This is a genomic window from Sphingomonas sanxanigenens DSM 19645 = NX02, assembly GCF_000512205.2.
Classification (GTDB): Bacteria; Pseudomonadota; Alphaproteobacteria; order Sphingomonadales; family Sphingomonadaceae; genus Sphingomonas_D; species Sphingomonas_D sanxanigenens.
The window spans coordinates 2,225,443-2,245,597 of the sequence record NZ_CP006644.1; the positions used below are offsets into that span (position 1 = coordinate 2,225,443).

At 68.5% G+C, this 20,155-nt stretch carries 22 protein-coding genes and 1 tRNA gene; 14 read left to right on the forward strand and 9 right to left on the reverse strand.

Annotated features, from left to right (window positions below):
* Positions 1-46 precede the first annotated feature (46 nt).
* The 6 genes from NX02_RS33100 to NX02_RS10270 all read left to right on the forward strand — a co-directional run bounded on the left by NX02_RS33100 (position 47) and on the right by NX02_RS10270 (position 5,862).
* On the forward strand, positions 47-184 hold the full coding sequence (locus tag NX02_RS33100; RefSeq protein WP_169787209.1) for a hypothetical protein: 138 nt from the start codon (positions 47-49) through the stop codon (positions 182-184).
* Positions 174-2,009: a hypothetical protein gene (locus tag NX02_RS10250; RefSeq protein ID WP_025292106.1), complete on the forward strand. Its 1,836-nt coding sequence runs from the start codon at positions 174-176 to the stop codon at positions 2,007-2,009. The genes NX02_RS33100 and NX02_RS10250 overlap by 11 nt, the downstream gene beginning before the upstream one ends.
* Entirely contained in the window at positions 2,006-2,947 is a 942-nt protein-coding gene (locus NX02_RS10255; RefSeq protein ID WP_025292107.1) for a tyrosine recombinase, read from the forward strand. Before NX02_RS10250 ends, NX02_RS10255 begins: the two co-directional genes overlap by 4 nt.
* Before the next feature lie 11 nt (positions 2,948-2,958).
* A complete protein-coding gene (locus tag NX02_RS10260) occupies positions 2,959-3,906 on the forward strand; it encodes an acetyl-CoA carboxylase carboxyltransferase subunit alpha (protein WP_025292108.1) in 948 nt (315 codons plus the stop codon).
* A gap of 79 nt (positions 3,907-3,985) precedes the next feature.
* A complete protein-coding gene (locus tag NX02_RS10265) occupies positions 3,986-5,455 on the forward strand; it encodes a M48 family metalloprotease (protein WP_025292109.1) in 1,470 nt (489 codons plus the stop codon).
* Positions 5,452-5,862: a (deoxy)nucleoside triphosphate pyrophosphohydrolase gene (locus NX02_RS10270; protein ID WP_025292110.1), complete on the forward strand. Its 411-nt coding sequence runs from the start codon at positions 5,452-5,454 to the stop codon at positions 5,860-5,862. The genes NX02_RS10265 and NX02_RS10270 overlap by 4 nt, the downstream gene beginning before the upstream one ends.
* A 4-nt stretch (positions 5,863-5,866) precedes the next feature.
* On the opposite strand, the gene NX02_RS10275 is transcribed toward NX02_RS10270, so the two are convergent.
* Positions 5,867-6,724 (reverse strand): methyltransferase domain-containing protein, encoded by an 858-nt coding sequence (locus NX02_RS10275; protein WP_039997361.1) that lies wholly within the window; start codon positions 6,722-6,724, stop codon positions 5,867-5,869.
* Between the two features lie 43 nt (positions 6,725-6,767).
* Here NX02_RS10275 and NX02_RS32365 point away from each other — a divergent pair, with 43 nt between their 5' ends.
* The 5 genes from NX02_RS32365 to NX02_RS10300 all read left to right on the forward strand — a co-directional run bounded on the left by NX02_RS32365 (position 6,768) and on the right by NX02_RS10300 (position 9,993).
* Complete coding sequence (locus tag NX02_RS32365) at positions 6,768-7,520, forward strand: ComF family protein (RefSeq protein ID WP_158013984.1); 753 nt, start codon at positions 6,768-6,770, stop codon at positions 7,518-7,520.
* Between the two features lie 51 nt (positions 7,521-7,571).
* The gene (gene grxC / locus NX02_RS10285; RefSeq protein ID WP_025292113.1) at positions 7,572-7,829 is read left to right on the forward strand and encodes a glutaredoxin 3; all 258 of its coding nucleotides are present in this window, start codon (positions 7,572-7,574) and stop codon (positions 7,827-7,829) included.
* An 8-nt stretch (positions 7,830-7,837) separates the two neighbouring features.
* Complete coding sequence (locus NX02_RS10290; RefSeq protein WP_025292114.1) at positions 7,838-8,668, forward strand: carbon-nitrogen hydrolase family protein; 831 nt, start codon at positions 7,838-7,840, stop codon at positions 8,666-8,668.
* A complete protein-coding gene (locus NX02_RS10295; RefSeq protein ID WP_025292115.1) occupies positions 8,665-9,141 on the forward strand; it encodes a DUF1178 family protein in 477 nt (158 codons plus the stop codon). Before NX02_RS10290 ends, NX02_RS10295 begins: the two co-directional genes overlap by 4 nt.
* Before the next feature lie 198 nt (positions 9,142-9,339).
* Positions 9,340-9,993: a glutathione S-transferase family protein gene (locus NX02_RS10300; protein WP_025292116.1), complete on the forward strand. Its 654-nt coding sequence runs from the start codon at positions 9,340-9,342 to the stop codon at positions 9,991-9,993.
* Between the two features lie 6 nt (positions 9,994-9,999).
* Here NX02_RS10300 and NX02_RS10305 read toward each other — a convergent pair whose 3' ends face one another.
* Positions 10,000-10,305 (reverse strand): DUF1330 domain-containing protein, encoded by a 306-nt coding sequence (locus NX02_RS10305; protein WP_025292117.1) that lies wholly within the window; start codon positions 10,303-10,305, stop codon positions 10,000-10,002.
* Positions 10,306-10,900: 595 nt separating this feature from the next.
* Between NX02_RS10305 and NX02_RS10310 the strand changes: the two genes are divergently transcribed.
* The 3 genes from NX02_RS10310 to NX02_RS10320 are packed head-to-tail and all read left to right on the forward strand — an operon-like array spanning position 10,901 to position 13,100.
* A complete protein-coding gene (locus NX02_RS10310) occupies positions 10,901-11,440 on the forward strand; it encodes a surface-adhesin E family protein (protein ID WP_025292118.1) in 540 nt (179 codons plus the stop codon).
* Positions 11,437-12,153 carry a hypothetical protein gene (locus NX02_RS10315; RefSeq protein ID WP_047099769.1) on the forward strand — a complete coding sequence of 239 codons (717 nt, stop codon included), beginning with the start codon at positions 11,437-11,439 and terminating at the stop codon, positions 12,151-12,153. The genes NX02_RS10310 and NX02_RS10315 overlap by 4 nt, the downstream gene beginning before the upstream one ends.
* A gap of 5 nt (positions 12,154-12,158) precedes the next feature.
* Positions 12,159-13,100, forward strand: a complete 942-nt coding sequence (locus tag NX02_RS10320; protein ID WP_025292120.1) for a hypothetical protein — start codon at positions 12,159-12,161, stop codon at positions 13,098-13,100.
* Positions 13,101-13,790: 690 nt separating this feature from the next.
* Here NX02_RS10320 and NX02_RS10325 read toward each other — a convergent pair.
* From NX02_RS10325 to NX02_RS10355, 7 genes are all read right to left on the reverse strand, one after another.
* A tRNA-Arg gene (locus NX02_RS10325) sits at positions 13,791-13,867 on the reverse strand.
* A 175-nt stretch (positions 13,868-14,042) separates the two neighbouring features.
* Entirely contained in the window at positions 14,043-14,906 is an 864-nt protein-coding gene (locus tag NX02_RS10330) for an RDD family protein (RefSeq protein ID WP_025292121.1), read from the reverse strand.
* Entirely contained in the window at positions 14,899-15,912 is a 1,014-nt protein-coding gene (locus NX02_RS10335) for a stage II sporulation protein M (RefSeq protein ID WP_025292122.1), read from the reverse strand. The genes NX02_RS10330 and NX02_RS10335 overlap by 8 nt, the downstream gene beginning before the upstream one ends.
* Positions 15,909-17,228: a DUF58 domain-containing protein gene (locus NX02_RS10340; protein WP_025292123.1), complete on the reverse strand. Its 1,320-nt coding sequence runs from the start codon at positions 17,226-17,228 to the stop codon at positions 15,909-15,911. The genes NX02_RS10335 and NX02_RS10340 overlap by 4 nt, the downstream gene beginning before the upstream one ends.
* Positions 17,225-18,181 carry an AAA family ATPase gene (locus NX02_RS10345; protein ID WP_025292124.1) on the reverse strand — a complete coding sequence of 319 codons (957 nt, stop codon included), beginning with the start codon at positions 18,179-18,181 and terminating at the stop codon, positions 17,225-17,227. Before NX02_RS10345 ends, NX02_RS10340 begins: the two co-directional genes overlap by 4 nt.
* Positions 18,168-19,397: a hypothetical protein gene (locus NX02_RS10350; RefSeq protein ID WP_025292125.1), complete on the reverse strand. Its 1,230-nt coding sequence runs from the start codon at positions 19,395-19,397 to the stop codon at positions 18,168-18,170. The genes NX02_RS10345 and NX02_RS10350 overlap by 14 nt, the downstream gene beginning before the upstream one ends.
* Complete coding sequence (locus tag NX02_RS10355) at positions 19,394-20,065, reverse strand: hypothetical protein (RefSeq protein WP_025292126.1); 672 nt, start codon at positions 20,063-20,065, stop codon at positions 19,394-19,396. The genes NX02_RS10350 and NX02_RS10355 overlap by 4 nt, the downstream gene beginning before the upstream one ends.
* Positions 20,066-20,155 lie beyond the last annotated feature (90 nt).

Sequence of the window (20,155 nt, forward strand, 5' to 3'; positions counted from 1 at the left end):
TCGCAATGGGCACCGGCGGTCGGGATCGGGCCCCCAGGGAGTTCTCGTGACGCGTCTGATCACCATCCTCATCCTTCTCCTCCTGATCGTCGGCGGCGGTCTGTGGTTTCTTTCGACGCTGGACACCGAAAAGCCGCAGACCCGCGTCGAGAAGGTCGTGCCTGGTGACAAGCTTGGGAAGTAAGCGGGCCTGGATCACCGCTGCCCTGCTTGCCACCGCCGCGATCGCGGCGCCGGTGCTGAGCCAGAGCGCGCCCGAATCGCTGCTGCCCCCCGGTTTCGGCGATCCGGTGCCACCGCCGTCGCCGACGCCTTCGGCCCAGCCCTCGGCACCGCCGCGCGCGCGGGGCCCGCAGGATCTCCTGCCGCCTTCCGCCGGGCCGACGCCCGTGGCGCCGCCGCCGGTCACGCTCACCGAAGCGGAGGGCGAGGGCAGCGACGACGAACTGGGAAACGTCGCCGACGCGCAGGTCGTCGTCCCGGAAGTCTATGATCTGCCGCCGGTATTGCGCCGCTCGACCGCAGCGGTCGGCGTGATCTCGCCGGCCGAGGGCGGGTTCGGGCGCGATGCCTTCACCGGCAGCGACGGCCGCATGCTGGTGACCTTGCTCGACCGGCTCGACGCACCGTTGCCGTCGCGGTGGACCTCGATCGTGCTGCGCCGCGCGCTGCTGGGCGAATCGACCACGCCGGCGGGTGTCGACGGCGCCGACTGGGTCGCCGCGCGTGCCTGGCTGCTGCTGCGCATGGGCGAGGCGGATGCCGCGCGCATGCTGGTGCAGAGCGTCGACACCGACCGCTTCACCCCGCGGCTCTACAGCGTCGCGATGCAGTCCTCGCTCGCGATCGGCGACCCGGCCGGCATGTGCCGAATCGCCGAGCCCGGCGAGCGCTACAGCAGCAAGCCGGCGTGGCCGCTGGCGCGGGCGATGTGCTCGGCGATGGCCGGCGAATCCGGGCCGGCCGCCGCGATCATCGAGGCCATCCGCCGCCGCGGCCGCGCGCGCGGCGTCGATCTGACATTGGCCGAGAAGGTCGTGGGAGCGGGGGCCAATTCGCGGCGCTCGACGACGATCGAATGGGCCGGGATCGATCGGATGACGACGTGGCGCTACGGGCTCGCCTCCGCCGTCGCCGTCGACATCCCGCAGAACCTGATGGCGACGATGCCGCTGCACGCGCGTGCCTGGCAGGTCCGTGCGCCGATGCTGGCCCCGGCGGCGCGCGCTGCCCCCGGGGATCTCGCGGCGACGCTCGGCGTCCTCTCCAGCGCGGCGCTGGTCGATCTGTACGGCTCGGTCGGCGACGCGATGGATTCGAGCGAGCTTTCGGGCAGCCTGCCCGATCTGCTGCGCCTGGCCTATAGCGACGACACCGCCGGGCGCGTCTCCGCGCTGCGTTCGATCTGGGACGGCAGCACCGATCCCAACACCCGGTTCGCGCGCCATATCCTCACCGCCCGCGCCGCGGCGCGGATCCCGGTGGATGCCGCCTATGCGGGCGAAGCCGCCGACCTCATCGGATCGATGCTGACCGCCGGGCTCGACGTGCAGGCGGCGCGCTGGGGCGCGACTGTCGACGCGATGAGCGCGGCCGATGCGGACGCGGCCTGGGCGATGCTCGCGGTCGGCACGCCGCGGCCGACGGTGCGCGTCGATGCCGCGCGGGTCAATGCGTTCGCGGGCCGCGCCGAGGGCTCGCCGCGCGCGCAGTTGCTGTTCGCCGGGCTGGCGGCGCTGGGGCGGCTGCCGCAGGGCGATATCGACCGGCTTTCGCGCGATCTCGGCGTGCCGCTGAATGCGACCGATCGCTGGACGCGCGCGATCGTCGATGCCGCCAATGCCGGGCGCGGCGGCACGGTCGCGGTGCTCGCCGCGGTCGGCATGCAGACCGGCCGGTGGGAGCGCGTACCCGCGCAGCATCTCTACCACATCGTCGCGGCACTCCGCCGCGTCGGGCGGGAGCCCGAGGCGCGGATGATCGCGGCGGAGGCGATGATGCGCACATGATCGCGGCGGCCGGCGAGGATATCCGTCTCATCGACCGGTTCCTGGAGATGATGGCGGCTGAAGCCGGCGCGGCGCGCAACACGCTCGATGCCTATCGCACCGATCTCAACGGCGCGTCGGCGGTGCTGGACGGCGCGCTGGCGGGTGCGGGCAAGGACGCGCTCGAGACGCTGGGCGAGGCATGGATGCCGCTCGCCGCATCGACGGTCGCGCGCAAGGCGGCGGCGCTGCGCCGCTTCTTCGCCTTCCTGCACGACGAGGGGTTGCGCGGTGACGATCCGTCGGCGGCGCTGCCGCGGCCGGTCACCCGACGGCCGCTGCCCAGGATTCTCGGCCATGGCGATGTCGATCGATTGTTCGCCGAGATCGCCCGGCGGCTGACGCTCGATCCCGTATCGCCGTTCGATGTTCGCCTCGCGGCGCTGGTCGAGCTGCTCTACGGATCGGGCCTGCGCGCGACCGAACTCGTCTCGCTGCCGGCGCGCGCCGTGTCCGGCGACCGTCCGTTCCTGATCTTGCGCGGCAAGGGCGGGCGCGAGCGGCTGGTGCCGATCTCCGACCGGGCGCGCGCCGCGGTCGCGGCGTGGCGGGCGCTGATCCCGCAGGACAGCGCGTGGCTGTTCCCCTCGGGCCGCACGCATCTCAGCCGCGTCCGGCTGTATCAACTGGTTCGCGCGCTGGCGGTGAGCGCCGGCATCGACCCGACGCGGGTCAGCCCGCACGTGCTGCGCCACGCCTTCGCGACGCATCTGCTGGAGGGCGGTGCCGACCTGCGCGCGGTGCAGACCCTGCTCGGCCATGCCGACATCGCGACCACCGAAATCTACACCCATGTCGACAGCCGCCGCCTCGTCGAACTCGTCAACAGCCGCCATCCGCTGGCGGATGCACCCCCTGCACGTGCGACCCGCGTTGACGCGGGCACACCGCACGCCTAACTGCCGCCGCCATGCCCAGCTTCCTCGACTTCGAAAAACCGGTCGCCGAATTGCAGGCGCGCGTATCCGAACTCCGCGAAACCGCGGAGGCGGGATCGCTCGACATCGCCGGCGAGATTTCCAGGCTCGAAGCGAAGTCCGACCGCCTGCTGCGCGATACCTATGCGAAACTGACCCCGTGGCAGAAGACGCAGGTCGCGCGGCACCCCGAACGCCCGCATTTCCGGCATTATCTGGCCGGCATGATCGAGGATTATGTGCCGCTGGCGGGCGACCGCGCCTTTGCCGACGACCAGGCGATCCTGGGCGGGCTGGGGCGTCTCGGTGGCCGCCGCGTCGTCGTGATCGGCCATGAGAAGGGCGACGATACCGCGTCGCGGCTCAAGCATAATTTCGGCATGGGCAAGCCCGAGGGGTACCGCAAGGCGATTCGCCTGATGGAACTGGCCGACCGGTTCCGCCTGCCGGTGGTGACGCTGGTCGACACGTCGGGTGCGTTTCCGGGCGTCCAGGCCGAGGAGCGTGGCCAGGCGGAAGCGATCGCGCGGTCGACCGAGACCTGCCTGTCGCTGGGCGTGCCGCTGGTGGCCGCGATCGTCGGCGAAGGCGGTTCGGGCGGCGCGATCGCGCTGGCCGCCGCCAACCGGGTGCTGATGTTCGAACATGCCGTCTATTCGGTGATCTCGCCCGAAGGCTGCGCCTCGATCCTGTGGCGCACCGCCGATCGCGCCGCCGATGCGGCGGAGGCGATGAAGGTGACGGCTGCCGACCTCAAGGCGCTCGGCGTGATCGACGGCATCGTGCCGGAGCCCACCGGCGGCGCGCATCGCGATCCGGCGGCGGCCATCGCCGCGCTCGGCAGCGCGATCGGCCAGGCGCTGGATTCGCTTGGGCTTCTCGATCCGGCGGGCCTGCGCGCGCAGCGCCGCGCGAAATATCTCGAGATCGGCGGCGCCTGATCGCAGCACGGCGCTGACCGCCCTTGCCGCCGCGCGTCCGGCCCGCCAAAAGCGGCCGACCGGTAGTAGGGAGGCGTAAGTGACGAGGGCTTTCAAGGCGGCGCTGTTCCTCGCATTGCTCGGCTCGGCGGCGGCGGTGCCCGTCGCCTCGCAGTCGGGCCGTGCGGTGTCGATTTCGCAGGCGGACAAGCAGCTTGGCGCGCAGGAGCATCCCAAGATGCTTGCCGAGTTCGGCGGCGCCTACAACGCGCCGCAGGCGGCCTATGTGACGCGCGTCGGCCGCAAGATCGCGGTCCAGTCCGGGCTGTCCAACAGCCAAAGCGACTTCACCGTCACCTTGCTCAATTCGCCGGTGAACAACGCGTTCGCGATCCCCGGCGGCTATGTCTACATCACCCGCCAGCTCACCGGCCTCATCAACGACGAGGCCGAACTCGCATCGGTGATGGGGCATGAGGTGGGCCATGTCGCGGCGCGCCACGCGACGAAGCGCAACCAGCAGCAGAGCCTCGGTACGCTCGGCACGCTGCTCGGCACGCTGGGTGCGGGGCTGCTGACCGGATCGGACGAGATCGCGAAGCTCGCGCAGCAGGTGCTGGGCACCGGCGCGCAGCTCTGGGTGCTCGGCTATTCGCGCAGCCAGGAATATGAGGCCGACGATCTCGGCGTGCGCTACCTCGCCGCTGCCGGCTATGATCCCACCGCCTCGTCGACGATGCTGGCCTCGCTCGCCGCGCAGTCGGCGCTCGACCAGCGGCTGGGCCGGGTGCCGGCGCGCTCGGTGCCGACCTGGGCGAGCACGCACCCCGATCCGGCATCGCGCGTCGAACGCGCGCGGCGGCAGGCGCAGGCGACGGGATCGCGCAGCACCGTGCGCAACCGCGACGCCTATCTGACCGCGCTCGACGGCACGCTCTACGACGATGATCCGCGCCAGGGCGTGATCGAGGGGCGCACCTTCCGCCACCCGGACCTGCGGCTGATGTTCTCGATCCCGCAGGGCTTCACCATGTCGAACGGCACGCAGTCGGTGTCGATCGCGGGCAATGGCGGGCAGGGCCAGTTCAGTTCGGCGCGGTTTTCGGGGGACATGGATGCCTATATCGGCGCCGTGTTCCAGCAGCTTGCCGGGCAGGGCGGTCGCATCGACTATGGCACGCCGCAGCGCACGACGATCAACGGCATCCCGGTGTCGTTCGCGACCGCGCAGGCCAACACCAGTTCGGGGCAGGTCGATGTTACCGTCGTCGCCTATCGCTTCGGCCAGTCGAGCGCCTATCATTTCGTCACCCTGACCCCGGTGGGCGGCAGCAACCCGTTCAACGCGATGTTCCAGAGCATGCGGCGGATGACCGAGACGGAGGTGAAGGGGGTTCGTCCGCGCCGGGTGAGCGTCGTGACGGTCAAGGCCGGCGATTCGAGCGCCAGCCTCGCGCGGCGCATGGCCTATTCCGACGGCCAGCTCGATCGCTTCCTCACGCTCAACGCGCAGCCCGCGAATCGCCCGCTGCGCGTCGGCCAGCGCGTGAAGCTGATCGTCTACGGATGACGGCGGCGCGCGAGCCGCTGATCGTGGTGGCGGTTGCGCTGGTCGATGGCGACGGGCGCATTCTCGTGCAGCGGCGGCCGGAGGGAAAGCCGATGGCCGGCCTCTGGGAGTTTCCGGGCGGCAAGCTGGCGCCCGGCGAGACCCCGGAGGCGGCGCTGGTGCGCGAGCTGCATGAGGAACTGGCGATCGACGTCGAGACCGCCTGCCTCGCGCCGGCCTGCTTCGCCAGCGAGGCGCTGGGAGACCGGCATTTGCTGCTGCTGCTGTATGTCTGCCGCAAATGGTCGGGCACGCCGCAGGCGCTCGCCGCCAGCGCGCTCGCCTGGGTGCGGACGCCGGACCTCTATGCGCTGGAGATGCCGCCGGCGGACCGGCCGCTGATCGGGCTGCTCGACGCTCTGGTTTGACGCCTTATTCGGATGACTTCGGCTTGAGCGCATCCGCCAGCGAGACCCGGCCGCTGCCGCGCCGCGCGGGCCGCGGCTGCGAGTCGGCGGGTGCCCAGCCCGATAGGTGGACGATGTCGAACCGCTCAGCGATCCTGCCATCCGCGTCGGCGACACCGGCGGCATGGGCGAACACCGCGGCGAGATCGGGGCGCGACAGCGGCGGCGCCCGATCGCGCAGCCGGTTGGTCGCCGCCATGCCGCGCAGGTCGTGCATCAGCGTCAGCGGCGAGGCGTAGCGCACCGTCACCCGATCGGTATCGGTGACGGGCATGGCGAAGCCCGCGCGGGAGAGCAGGTCCCCTGCCGCGCGCACGTCGATCTGCGGATGGATCCGCGCCGCCGCGGGCCCGCCATCGCCGCTCAGCAGGCCGCTGCGCAATGCGCCCAGCGTGCCGGCCCCGCAGAAGGCGGCGAGGAACAGGCCGTCCGGCTTCAGCGCACGGCGGGCGAGCGCCAGCGCGCCGGGCAGGTCGTTGATCCCGTCGAGCAGGCCCACCGAAACGATGAGGTCGAAGCTGGCGTCGGCGAAGGGCAGGCGATCCGCGTCGCACTGGATGCCGCCAGCCGCCTTCGCCGCGGCGAAGCCGGGATCGCAGGCGATCGTCGGGATACCGCGCGCGCGCAGCCGCCGGGCGAGCCGGCCGTCGGCCGTGCCGAGGTCGAGCGCGCGGGTGAAGCTGCGGCTGACGAAGTCCAGCCGGTCCTCGATATCCGCGGCCATCCGTTCGAACAGGAAGTCATGCTCGGCGAAGCGCGGCAGGGCGCGGTCGCGGCGGCGGCGCCACAGCGCGCGATCGAAGATTTCGGGATCGGTGCTCACGCGGCGGCTTGTGCCGGGCGCGGCGCGCGGGAACAAGAGGCAGGTGATCAGCACCGCCCGCCTGAGCGCACCCTTCCGCGCCGTCCTCGATTTCGCGCTGCCGCCGCGCTGCCCGGCGTGCGGCGTGATCGTTACCGATCCGATGAGCCTGTGCGGCGACTGCTGGGACAAGCTCGACTTCCTCGATCCGGACAGCGGCTGCGCCACCTGCGGCGCGCCGTTCGAGGACCCGCAGCCGGAGGAAAGCCTGTGCGCGCCCTGCATGGCCGAGCCGCCGCGCCATGACGGTGTCCGCGCGGTGGTCGTCTATGGGGACGTCGCGCAGACGATCGCGATCAAGCTCAAGCATGGCCGCCGCGTCGGCCTCGCGCGGCTTATCGCAGGGCTTGCGCGGCGGCTGGTGCCGGCGGACGAGGACTGGCTGCTGGCGCCGGTGCCGCTGCATCGCTGGCGGATCTGGTCGCGCGGCTTCAACCAGTCCGCGCTGATCGCGACGGCGCTGGCGCGGTCGACGGGCCACACGGTCGCGCTCGACCTGCTCCATCGCAAGCGTGCGACGCCGATGATGAAGGGGCTTGGGCGGGCGGCGCGGAAGCGCGTGCTGGCGGGCGCGATCATGCCGGGGCCGCGCTGGCCGCGCGCCGCGGTGGCGGGGCGGGCGGTGCTGCTGATCGACGACGTCCACACCAGCGGCGCGACGGCGAACGCGTGCGCGGGGGTTCTCAAGCGTGCGGGGGCGCGGCGGGTGGTGATGCTGTGCTGGGCGCGCGTGCCGCTCGACCCGCATGCGGGATGATCGGCGACGCCTCCATTGACTTTCGCGCTGCAGCGCACCAGTTTTTTGGGCATGGCCACCGTCGAAGTCTATACGAAAATCATGTGCCCCTATTGCTCGCGCGCGAAGGCGCTGCTCGACAGGAAGGGGGCGGCTTTCGAGGAAATCGACATCACGATGGACCGTGACCTGCGCGCGCAGATGATCCAGCGCGCCAATGGCCGGATGACGGTGCCGCAGATCTTCATCGACGGAAAGCATATCGGCGGTTCGGACGAGCTTGCCGCGCTGGATGCGCGCGGCGGGCTCGACCCGCTGCTCGCCGCCTGAGGCCGGCGATGCGCGCGGCGATATTGCAGATGACGAGCGGCATCACGCCCGCCGCCAATGCCGAAACGATGGTCGCCGCGGTACACGCCGCGAAGGCCGACGGCGCCGACATGCTGTTCACGCCCGAAATGTCGGGGCTGCTCGATCGCGATCGCACGCGGGCCGCACCGCATCTGGCGGACGAGGCGCAGGACGTGGTGCTGGCGGCGGTCCGTGCCGCGGCGCGCGAGGCGGGGCTCTGGGTGCATATCGGATCGCTGGCGCTGGCGGGTGCGCGCGCGGATGGCCGGCTGGTCAATCGCGGCTTCGTGATCGACGATACGGGCGGGATCCGCGCCCGCTACGACAAGATGCACCTGTTCGACGTCGATCTGGCGACCGGCGAAAGCTGGCGCGAATCGGCGGTCTACGGGCCGGGAGCCGGGCCGGTGGCGGCGACGACGCCTTGGGGCGTGATCGGCATGGCGGTCTGCTACGATCTGCGCTTCCCCGGGCTGTTCGGCGCGCTTTCGGGCGCGGGTGCGGATGTTCTGACCGTGCCGGCCGCCTTCACCGTGCCGACCGGCGCGGCGCATTGGCACATATTGCTGCGCGCGCGGGCGATCGAGAATGCCGCGTTCGTGATCGCGGCGGCGCAGACGGGCACGCATGAGGATGGCCGCGCGACCTATGGCCATTCGCTGGTGATCGATCCGTGGGGCAAGGTGCTGCTCGACATGGGCGACGCGGCCGGGCTGGGTTTCGCCGATCTCGACATGGCCGGACGTGCCGACATCCACGCGCGCGTGCCGGTGCGCGACCATCGCCGGCCGATCGCCGCCGTCGCGGTCATGCCATGATCGTGTTCGACCTGCGCTGCGACGGCGGCCATGTGTTCGAGGCGTGGTTCGGATCGTCGGGCGATTATGCGGATCAGAAGGCGCGCAAGCTGCTCAACTGCCCGATCTGCGGCGATGCCGCGATCGAGAAGGCGGTGATGGCGCCCAATGTCGGCACCAAGGGCAACAAGGGCAATCGCGCAGCCGCCACGCAGCCGCCGGCGGTTCCGGCATCATTGCCCGCGGTGCCAGAGGCGGAGCGGGTGAAGCGCGCGCTGGCCGAACTGGCCAAGGCGCAGGCGCGGGTGCTGGCGGAGTCGGAATGGGTCGGCCGCGGCTTCGCGCGCGAGGCGCGGGCAATCCACGACGGCGACAGCGATCGCCGCAGCATCCATGGCGAGGCCAGCCTGGCCGAGGTCAAGTCGCTGCTGGATGACGGCATCGGCGTGGCGCCGCTGCCGTTGCCGCTGATCCCCGACGACAAGCGCAACTGAGCGGCGGGCGGATCGCCGGCGCGAGATCGGCGTCGCCGTCCTGCGGCGTTTCCGACGCCCCCATACGATGGAATGTCAGTAGCGCTGCCCGCGGGCGTTGATGGAGGATGGCGGCCGTTTAACAGCAGGGGAGGGTGAAGCCGGCGCGCTGGTGTCGCTCGTCCGCCCCGCACGGCTGGCGCCAACGAAGGTTCTGCGATGAAGCTCTATCAGGCCAAGGTGCTCAATACCTGCCCCCGCCGCGTGACCATCTACATGGCGGAAAAGGGCATATCCTGTGAGATCGTGACGGTCGACATGCGGGCAGGGGAAGGGAAGTCCCCCGCGCATCTCGCCAGGCATCCGGCCGGCACGGTGCCCGTGCTGGAACTGGACGATGGCAGCTTCCTGCCCGATTCCGCGGCGATCGTGGAATATCTGGAGGAACGCTATCCCGATCCGCCGATGCTCGGCCGCACCATCGAGGAACGCGCGCAGATCCGCGCGACCGAGCGCATGGCCACCGAATTCCAGATCCGCAACGGCGTGTGGGTGGTCAACAGCGATCCGTCGGTGAAGATCCGGCGTCCCGACTATGTGCAATATCCCGACGCTGCGACGTTCATCGCCACATCGCGCGACACTCTGCTGAAAGCGCTCGAAGGGCGCATCGGCGACAGCAGCTTCCTGGTCGGCGAGACCCCCACCGTCGCGGACTGCGCGCTGTTCGCCGCGCTCGATACCGCAAGGCGCCTCTCCAGCTATGCCCTGCCGGACATGTGCCCGCGGCTGCAGGGCTGGTTCGAACGCTTCGGCGCGCGGCCGAGCGCGGCCTATCCCGATTGGGCGGTGACGGCCGCCGCCGCCGCCTGACGCGGCTCAGCCGGCAGGCGGTTCGTCGACACCGGCGATCATGAAGAAGCGATAGTCCGCGCCCTTCAGCCGGTGCTCGCGCGCCGCCTGATAGGCGGGGCTCTCATACCAGGCCCGCGCCGCCGCCTCGTCGGGAAAGCTCAGGATCACCGCCCCCTCGATCGGCGCGCCTTCGAGCACGTCGATCTTGCCGTAGAAGGCGAGCGGCGTGATCGGATGCCCGGCACCGGCCGCCGCTGCGGCGGGGCCATATTTCGCGAACGCATCCGCATCCTTGGTCTTCTCGCGGGTGGCAACGACATAGACGGTCATCGGGGCGCTCCGTGATGTTGTGGAGCGCAGACTATAGGCGGGGCGGCACGGCGCGCGCCATGTGACTTTTGGTCGGGGGAGGGAGGGAGCGCCGTCGTGGTGGTGCCCTCGTGATAGCCAGGGCGGGTCTGTGCGCGGTGCAGGACGGAACTGACGTATATGAATCGCTCGTCCGGCTGCGCCGACGCCGCCGCGTTACGCCTTGCTCGGTTCATCAGAGCCGTCCAACGGTCGCGAGCGCTATGGCAGCTGTCGACCAGAATGCGCCGTTCGTCGGCTGCGCCTCCAACGGCAGCTTTTCCCATGAGCCGACGCCCAGCACTTCCCCGACCGGTCATCGGAGTGCACCCGAAAATGGGCCGGTTGCGGACTGGCAGGTTCCAGGCGATCAACTTGCGAAAGCTGCTGCAGACATTGAATGCTGGTACACGACAGCTTCCGATCAGAATGCGTCGTTCAGGTGTCATCGCTGCATGGTCGGGGTACGCTGCTAGCTACCTCTAGGCCTAAGCGACTGTCATCCAATCATTGCGGTGGTTGAGAGCACTTGGCTATTCTAATGTCTTTGAGCAGGTAGGCGCAAGGTGAGGAACTGATGGCGCAGGACATTACGCCGCAAGAGGCGATCAGGCGGTTAGAGCAACCCTTCGGCGATCGCGTGGGCCTGTCGCTCGTGCGGGGATTCGCGTTATCTGCTGCGTTGTTGGTGCCAGGCATTGCCCGAACACAGGACCTTCAGCCGTGGGCAGGCTACACCACACAGGGCTTGGCCGAGACCCGCGCACCTTGGCAGTTCAGGTGGGACGATCCCGAGAATGAATGGCTGAGGATCAGCACCGACAGCCAGAAGGCAACTTGGTTTCTCCAACTGGCCAGCGATCTAAGGGCCAAGGATCAACCCAAGAGGGCACGTCGGGTGTGGCTCAAGATCGACTACAGCAAGCAGGTAACCGAACGAGCACGCGAGGCCAAGGCGTTGTGGGTCGTGGATTGCAACAGCCAGACGTTCACGGTGCGTAACATGACCTGGTATGCGCCCAACGGCGTTGTCGAGGAGACCCGTTCCTATCCGACCACGGACATCATCCCGGAGAGCATGGCAGCGACAATCTCGCGCCGGGTCTGCTCTCAGTGAGCGACGATGCTGACGACTTTATCGACCGCATGTTCGCGCCGGGGGGACCGACTGCACCAAAAGCCGAGCCACGCCCGCAACGTCGGATGCGGGCAATCGTTAGCAATCACCACGTCGATTACGCTCACAACGATGTCGCCAATGCGGCCTGGTTCTTCAAAGAGCGGCTGACCAAGGCGCTCCAAGACAAGGAGCGCAGCGATGGCATCTTCCTGGATATGATGGCGATGGCGACCATGACGGCGTTCGCGCTGGAGGGTTACGTCAATTTCGTTGGGATGACGCTGATCGAGCGCGGGCATGAAGGTGACAGTGCCAAGGGTGCTTGGCTAAGGTTTGAGAAAAAGTCTCCGCGAGATAAGATCAAGGTTATCCGCCGTCTCACCGGGGAAAAAATCGACTGGAACAAGCGGCCCTACAGAACCGTCCGTGACCTGATGGGCCTGCGTAACATGCTTGCTCATCCCAAAGCCCACCGCGCCGAGCAAAGGGAGTTTGAAGCGGTCGGAACCGAGGACGAACTAAAGAAGATGCTGCGCGATTACCGGCCGGAGTACGAGCGTCAGCTGACATGGGATTTCGTGACGATGGCATACGAGGACGTGGAGGCAATCTGGAACGAACTGTTGGGCTTTGCCAAGATCGAGGCCCATGAGACGTGGAGCGCTGGGATGCAGGGCCTGGAATTTCTTGAACACGTCGATGAGGAATAGGGGCGATGATGTTTCCGACACTTCCTGAGGACGTTATTGACGCGGTTCGTGCGGCGTTCGCTGACGCTAACGATCGGGTGTCTCACCTTCTCATGCGGCAGCCGGCGATGCACGAAGAGGGGCTCGATTTTCACTTGGTGTCTAAGTTGGACGAGGTGGGCGCACAGGTTCTGCCGTCTGGAACAGCCTTGGTTATCGAAACCCATTGGCTGGGTGGTCGGCGACATTACGGGCGCTGGGAAATCTCCGACATAGCCATCGTGATTGCGGTGCGCGTCCAGGGTGGGCTAATCGCCAGGAAGGTTGCGTTGCTTCAAACGAAGCGGCTCTACTCCAAAGAAATACCGGTCGAGCACACCGATAGGAGCGACTACGAAATCGGCATTGGCCGTCTCGTCGATCGCACCGAAAAGGCGAAACCGCTGTTCGTCCAGCGCAATTTTTCGTTCTCCGACAAATGCGTTTACGGTGCGCTATCGGCGGGCAGTGAGCAGGTTCAGCGCATCGACGATTATGTCGATGAGCGCGGTATTCCCGTCTATTACGCGCTCTACAATCCACCTAAGGTACCAGCTAACGGACTTCATCCCCCAACAACCGGCTACGCGCCGCTCGATGAAAACGAGGTAGGGTGCCGCGTTCTCAAGCGGGAGGAAATCCACGGCGTCCTGGATGATCTACCTGCCGGTTCAACACCCTCGTTCGGCGACATGCAGAACAGCAAGCGCAAAACGACATTTGATCCCTTCGCGGCTCACGGTTGGCGGCTCGAAACGTTCGTCGCAGATGAGGTCATGCGATGCCGAGAAGGCCGTCTGTTTGAGGACGCACAGGATGATGTCCTGGCTTCGCTGCTCTACCGTCGGTCAGCGCCAATCACGGCTGCGGTGGTTATGACGGTTGACCTTCCCGAGAGTGAATTAGCTTACGACTATGAAGAGTCTTGACCATCTTAGTCGTGGAACTTAGTCGGTTGCTCGCTTGCTTGGCTGAAAGTCGAGACGCGATGGTCGCGACGGGTCGGGTTCTCTCAGTCCGTTGACAAGCGGCCAGGCTATGACCAACTTACGCGAACGGGCTTCTCCACGGAGGTGGGGCAGTCATCATCTGGAGTCACCTGTTCTATCAAGTTTGGATGCATAGCTTCCTCCACATCATTGTTGAAAGCCTACTGGAGAAGGGGAGAAAGCCTGTGAATACATTCATTGATACCACTAAGGCCGCTTATTGTTCGTCCACTCGTTGGATTAGAAAATTCGCTGTTCCTGCTCTAGTTGCTCTGACTGCAACAACATAAAGGCCCGCCGTTTGGCGGGCCTTTCACGTTCTGCCTTTGGTTGTTCGCTGATAATGATCTGGATGCTCTAGGGCGAGACGCCGAAGGAGACCAACAGCCCCTTCTTGGCGTCCGCGAAAGCTGCGCGGCTTTGAGTTTGGGCGGCGCGGTGCAAAGGATGGTCGCGCGGGGCGCGTGGGTTTGACAGCTTTGCGCCAGAAGCCGCCCTTCGTCGCCTGACGCTTGAACGACGGCTTCGTCCCAAAAATAGCACCCATGTGCGTTCTGAAGCGCCGCAGGCCGCGCTGCGCAAAGTCCGCGACCGATCGCCGCTTACCGCCGCGTCTTCGATTTTGGAAAATGGTGCCCCGGGAGAGACTCGAACTCCCGACCTGCGGTTTAGGAAACCGTTGCTCTGTCCTGCTGAGCTACCGGGGCTTGGGCAACCCGTTATGCGGCCCGGGGCGCGGGGTCAATCGGTTCGATGGGGCGGGCAGGGGGCTTGCGGCTTCTACCGTCCCGCTCGGTCTGCGACCGATCGGGCGAGGGTTTCGCCCAAGTGCCGCGCGGGCTTCGCCAAACCACGATGCCTCACCCTGATCGTGGTTCGGTATCAGCTGTCATATTTGTCGGCGCGGCGCTTGCCGAACAGCAGGTTGCGTTCCAGCCGGCCGCGCAGCGCTGCATAATAGGCGGTCAGGAAGTCATAATCATGGGCATAGCCCTGCCAGCCGATCTTGTGCTGGATCGTCTGGGCGACCGTGGCCATCGCCTGCGGGTCGTTGCGGCGGAGCACATTTTCCAGCGTCTGCAGTTCGAACACGCCATAGGCATCGAGCTGCTCCTCGGTGAAATCGAAGCGGTTCTGGTTCTGCTCGGCCTCCGCGACGAGGTTGCGGCCCAGCTTGTTGCGGCGCGCCTCCACCACCCAGGTGCCCGCGATCATGTCGCCGGCGCGCAGCCGATCGCGGTTGAACAGCGGGAAGAAGGCGAACAGCAGCGCCCAGCCGAGCCCGACCAAGGTCGCCGCGGCGGAGGAACTGTCCTCGGCGGCCTGATAGCCGAGGAAGGAGAGGGGCAGGAAAATCTCGATCTCGCGCAGGAGGTTACGGGCGATCACCGCGTCGCCGGTCAGCCGGCCGCCATCGCGCGCGACCACCCGGATGCCGGTCATCCGCTTGCCCGGCGTCGCCGCGCGCTCGCTCAGTTCGAACGCGATGAAATAGCCGTTGCGCAGCAGGAAGAAGCCCAGCAGCCAGACGACGCCGGCATATTCCACCTTCTGGAAGCCGAAGGCGGCAAGCAGCGCGCCGACCAGCGCCGAGAACAGCAGCAGCGTCACGATCTGGATCACCGCGTCGATCAGGAAGGCGCCGGTGCGCTGGCCGCCGGTGGCGATCACGAGCTTGAGGTCGATGCCCTCGGGCGTGACGAACGGGCGCTCGAACTTCGCGCGGGGATTGAAGCGGCTAGCCATGACGGCGGCGCCGCGGCAGGTAAAAATAGACGCACCACAAGCTCAGCATGATGCCGGCGATGGCGAAGCGAATGCCGTCCGACACGATCGTCTGGCGGCCGACGCCCTCCAGCAATCCCGCGGCGAACAGCATGATGACGACGCCGATCATCGCGTTGGCGCCGATCCGCCCCGCCTCGGTCGCCGCGGCCATGCGCGATTGCGCGCCGGGAAAGGCGATGCGCGCGCCGATGCGGAAGCCGGCGGCACCGGCGATCAGGATCGCGAACAGCTCGGTCGTGCCGTGGATCATCAGCCAGGCGGTGAAGGGGATGGCGAGCCCGTGCGGCGCATAGACCGCGTAGAAGGCGCCGAGGATGGCGCCGTTGTAGATCAGCAGCAGCGCGCTCGGCAGGCCGAAGGCGAAGCCGAGCGCGAAGCTGAAGATCGAGACCTGCGCGTTGTGCGTGAACAGCGCCGTCGCGAAGAGGCCGAGCCCGTCCCGAAAGCCGCTGCGGTCGTAGAGCCCGGCGCGCAGCGCGGCCGCGGTGGCTGCGGGATCGCGCCCCTGCGCCATGTCCGCACCGACGATGCTGTAGAACCATTGCGGCTGGCCGCGAACGAGCAGATAGGCGGCGAGGATGCCCGCCAATGTCAGCGCGAGCGCGACCAGCGTCTCCCGCCACAGCGCGCGCACCGCCGCCGGCCAGTCATGCGCGAAATACAGGGCAAGCCGCGCGCCGAGCCCCTGGCGGGCGCCGTAGACGATGAAATAGGCGCGGGTGCAGAGCCCTTCGAGATAATCGATGAGCTGCGCGTCGAGCGATGTCTCGCGCGCCACCGACAGCGACGACAGGGTGGAGCGGTAGAGCACCGGCAGCGCCAGCAGTTCGTCGTCCGACAGGCGCGACGGCGAGCGGCGCTCGATATCGTCGAGCAATTTCTCCAGCCGGTCCCAGCCTTCCTCGCGCTCCTCGCGGAAGCGCCGGGTGCTGAAGCTGAGCGTTGCGGGATCGCGCGTCCTCATATCAGGTTCCGCCGCTTGATCATCAGATAGCCGTCGAGCAGCCGCGTGCTGATCCGGTCGTGGGGCGCCTCGACGACGTGCACGCCCAGCCGGCGGAGCCGCGCGGTGACGATGCGCCGTTCGCGCAGCAGCGCCGCGGCGGTGATCGCCCGCGCGACATCGGCGGGCTCCGCGGGCTCGCGGCCGGCATACTCCTCGAGCTCGGCGTCCTGCATCGCGACGAACAGCACGATATGGCGTTCGAGCAGGCGGCCGACCGCGCGCAGCATCAGTTCGGCGCTGGTGGGATCGGAAAAGTCCGTGAAGACGATGATCAGCGAACGCCGGTCGAGCCGCGCGGCGAGGGTCGACAGCGCCAGCGTGTAATTGGTTTCCTCATGCGCATAGTCGATGCGCGCGGCATGGTGCTGGAGCGCGGCGAAGCTGTGCGCGCCGCTCATCGCCGCCGAGGCGAGCTGCGGCCGCGCGGCGAAACCGAACAGGCTCACCCGGTCGCCGACCTTGAGCGCGACATAGGCGGTGAGCAATGCGGCGGAAACGGCGCGGTCCAGCCGCGGCACCCCGGCCAGCGGCTCCACCATGCCGCGTCCCGAATCGATCGCCAGCACGATCTGGTTGTTGCGTTCCGTGCGGAATTCCTTGGCGAGCAGTTCGCCATGGCGGGCCGACTGCTTCCAGTCGATCGCGCGCCGGTCCATGCCGGGGGCGAATTCCACCAGCGACTGGAACTCGCTGCCTTCGCCGCGGTCGAGCCGCGCCATCAGCCCGTGCAGCGCATCGCGCATGAACAGGCGGACCCCGTCCTCACGTACCGGCCGGACGTCCGGCGTGACCAGCACCTCGCGGTCGATCGTCTCGGCGCGCTGCTTCCAGACGAGCCCCAGCATGCCCTGCCAGCGCAGCCACAGCGCGGCGATCCGCGCGGGGCCGCGCCGCGCCGCGGTGAAGTCCAGCCGCGCGACTGCGCGGCCGTCCGCGACGTCGATCGGCGCGGTCGCCCGCCCGCCGGCATCGAGCCGCTCGTCGACGTCCAGCGCCACCTGCGCGTGCGGCAGGCGCGTCTGCGCCTGCGTCAGCGGGAAGGCGATCTCCACGGGAAAGCCCTCTCCCACCGCGATCGCGCGCGGATGGCTGACCGCCGGCTCGACCGCGCCGGGTGCGACGCCGGCAACCGCATCGAACAGGATCAGCGCCAGCGCGATGCCGATCCAGGCGAGGCCCGCATACCAGATGTCCGGCCGGACGACGCCGATCAGCAGCGCGACCGGCGCGCCGGCACCGACCAGGGCGACCGCGCGGGCGGTGGGATAGATCAACGCGGCGCCTCGACCCGCTCGATCAGGCTGGCGATGACCTGTTCGACGAGGCGGCCGTCGATCTCCGCGGCGGGCGACAGCGCGACACGGTGCCGCAGCACGGCAGGCGCGAGCAGCTTGACGTCGTCGGGCACGACATAATCGCGGCCGTCGAGCGCGGCGCGGGCACGCGCGGCACCTGCCAGCATCGTCGCGGCGCGCGGCGAGGCGCCGGTTTCGAGGTCAGCGGTCTCGCGCGTCGCGCGGATCAGCGCCACGACATAGTCGATCACGCTGTCGACCAGCCCAACCCGGCCGACGGCGTCGACCGCCTCGGCGATGTGGTTCGCATCCGCCACCGGCTCGATGCCGAACTGTTCGGGCTTGGGCATGCCCGATCGCGTGCCGTGCGCGGCGACGATGCGGCGTTCCTCGGCGGCGGACGGATAGTCGATCGTCAGCTTGAACAGGAAACGGTCGAGCTGCGCCTCGGGCAGCGGATAGACGCCCTGCTGCTCGATTGGGTTCTGCGTCGCGACGACGGTGAAGCGCGGCGAGAGCGCCAGCGTGTCGCCGTCGATCGTCACCGCGCGTTCCTGCATCGCCTCCAGCAGCGCCGCCTGCGTCTTGGGCGGGGTGCGGTTGATCTCGTCGGCCAGCAGCAGTTCGCAGAACACCGGGCCGCGGGTGAGGGTGAAGCTGCTGGTCTGGAAGTTGAACAGGTTGGAGCCGAGGATGTCGCCCGGCATCAGATCGGGGGTGAACTGGATGCGGCCGAAATCGAGCGCGACGCTGCGTGCGAAGCATTGCGACAGCAATGTCTTGGCGGTTCCCGGCGGGCCTTCCAGCAGCACGTGGCCGGCCGAGAACAAGGCGATCAGCATGAAATCGATCGTTTCGTGCTGGCCGACCACGGCCTTGCCGATCTCGTGCTGGATGCGCTGCCCCAGCGCCCTGACCTCAACGATGTCCACGCGTCACTTCCTTTCGCCAATCATGCAGCGCACGCGCGGCGCGCACCAGTTCGTTGCGGGTTCGCGCCTCGATCGCGCGACGCGCCAGATCGCTCCACCGCTCGCCCTGCAGCGGCCCGAGGCGATCGAGATAATGATCGATCCGTTCGATCGAGAGGTCGGCGGGCACGCCCACCGCATGCGCGACCGCATCGCGGGTCAGCGCGACATACCGCTCGCCGCCGCGATGCTCGTGGCCGGCGCGGCGCAGCAGGTCGGCGCTGTTGTCGAGCAGCGCCTTCTTGCCGAACGCGATCGCGCGCGCCTCCGCCAGCGCCGGGCCGAAGCGGACCAAGGCGTGCAGCCCCGCGAGCAGCGCCGCCGCGAACAGGCACAGGGTGACGGCGAGGAAGGGCGGCTCGAACGCGAGCTTGAGCAGGTTGGGCGAGCGGCCATAGCCGGGCACGGTGACGTCGAACGAGATCGTGCCCGGATCGTCGGGGTTGAGCGCCCACAGCATCGCCAGCGCGGCGCGGGCGACGCGGCGCTCCTTGAGCGCGAGATTGTCGGCAAGGTCGGGATCCGCCAGAACATAGACGGAGGCGATGTCCGACGGCAGCCGCGCCAGCACGGCGCCGCCGGCGGGATCGGCGACGATCGTCTCCAGCCCGCCGCCGCTGATCGCCTGGCCGCGCCGGGGCAGCACGAAGCCGATGCCCTGGTCGGCCCAGCGCGCCACCGGCCGGCGCGTCCGGACCGGCTGCGTGATCTTGACGTCCTTCGCGACCTCCTTGAGCGTCGCGGCGACGAGATCCGGGCTGCCGACGCCCACCGCCTGCACCCAGGCGCGATTCTGCGGGTCGGGCTGGGTCAGCCATTTGGGCAGGATGATCAGCGTCGGGCCATAGTCGCCCGTGCTGCGCTCCTTCACGAGTTCGGCGATCTTCGACGCATCCTGCGGGCCCTGCGGGGTCAGCACGAGCAGGTCGAGATCCTCCACCTCTTCCTTGTCGCGGATCAGATAGGATGAGCCACCGGCTTCCTCGTTGAGGCGGAAGAGGCCGCGAAACCCCGTCGCCGCGACCGACATCGCGTGCATCCCGCCATCGCGCCCGGTGCGCATGTCGGGGCCATAGGCGGTGAGCAGCAGATAGGCGAGGAAGCCGATGATGCCGGCGCCCAGCAGGGCGGCGAGCGCGCGGCGCGAGAAGGGCTGGATCGTGTCGCGGCCGCTCATCGCCGCTGCCCCCGCGCCCAATCCTGATCGAAGGCGAAGGCCTCATAGGCCTCGCGGCAGGCGCGCCAGCCTTCCGCATCGAGGCCGCGGGCGGCGAAATGGCTGGCCTCCACCTGGCCGGCGATCAGGGCGAACGCCCGGCGCGCGGTCGGCGGCAGCGCGTCGGCACCGGCGATCTCGCGCGATGTGAGCGCGGGGCGGACGAAATCGGGTTTGCGCGCCTGGATATCCTCGATGCTTCGCCACAGCAGCAGGCGGGCGGCGCCGGCATAGTCACCGGCGGCGGCGAGCGCCTCCGCCTCGCGCAGCAGCTCGCGGGCCGCCGCTTCCTCGGGCCGCCAGTCGGGCACCACCGCTTCCCTGGCATCGCGCGGGGCGGACCAGCGCCGCTGCACCGCGCGGACCAGCAGGTAGAGCAGGGCCAGCACCGCGACGGCGACCACCGCCCAGAACAGGAAGCGGACGAACGGTCCGGCCGAGCCGAGCGATTCGAACAGGCTCTTAAGCCATTGCGGCGGCGGGGAGGGCGGATCGATGTGCGGAAAATCGAACTGGATCGCCGAATCGCCGCGGACCGCCTTGAGCGCGGCATCGAAGGTCGCATCGTCGATCGCGGGCGGCGCCGTACTTGCCGCTCCGTCGGCGTCGACCGCCGGTCCCGTCGTCATCACACCCCCTGTTACGCCCATGCGAACCTAGCCGGGTCGAGCGAGCCCGCGCAAGCGGCCTTGGATCGCCAATCAGGGCATGAACTGCGG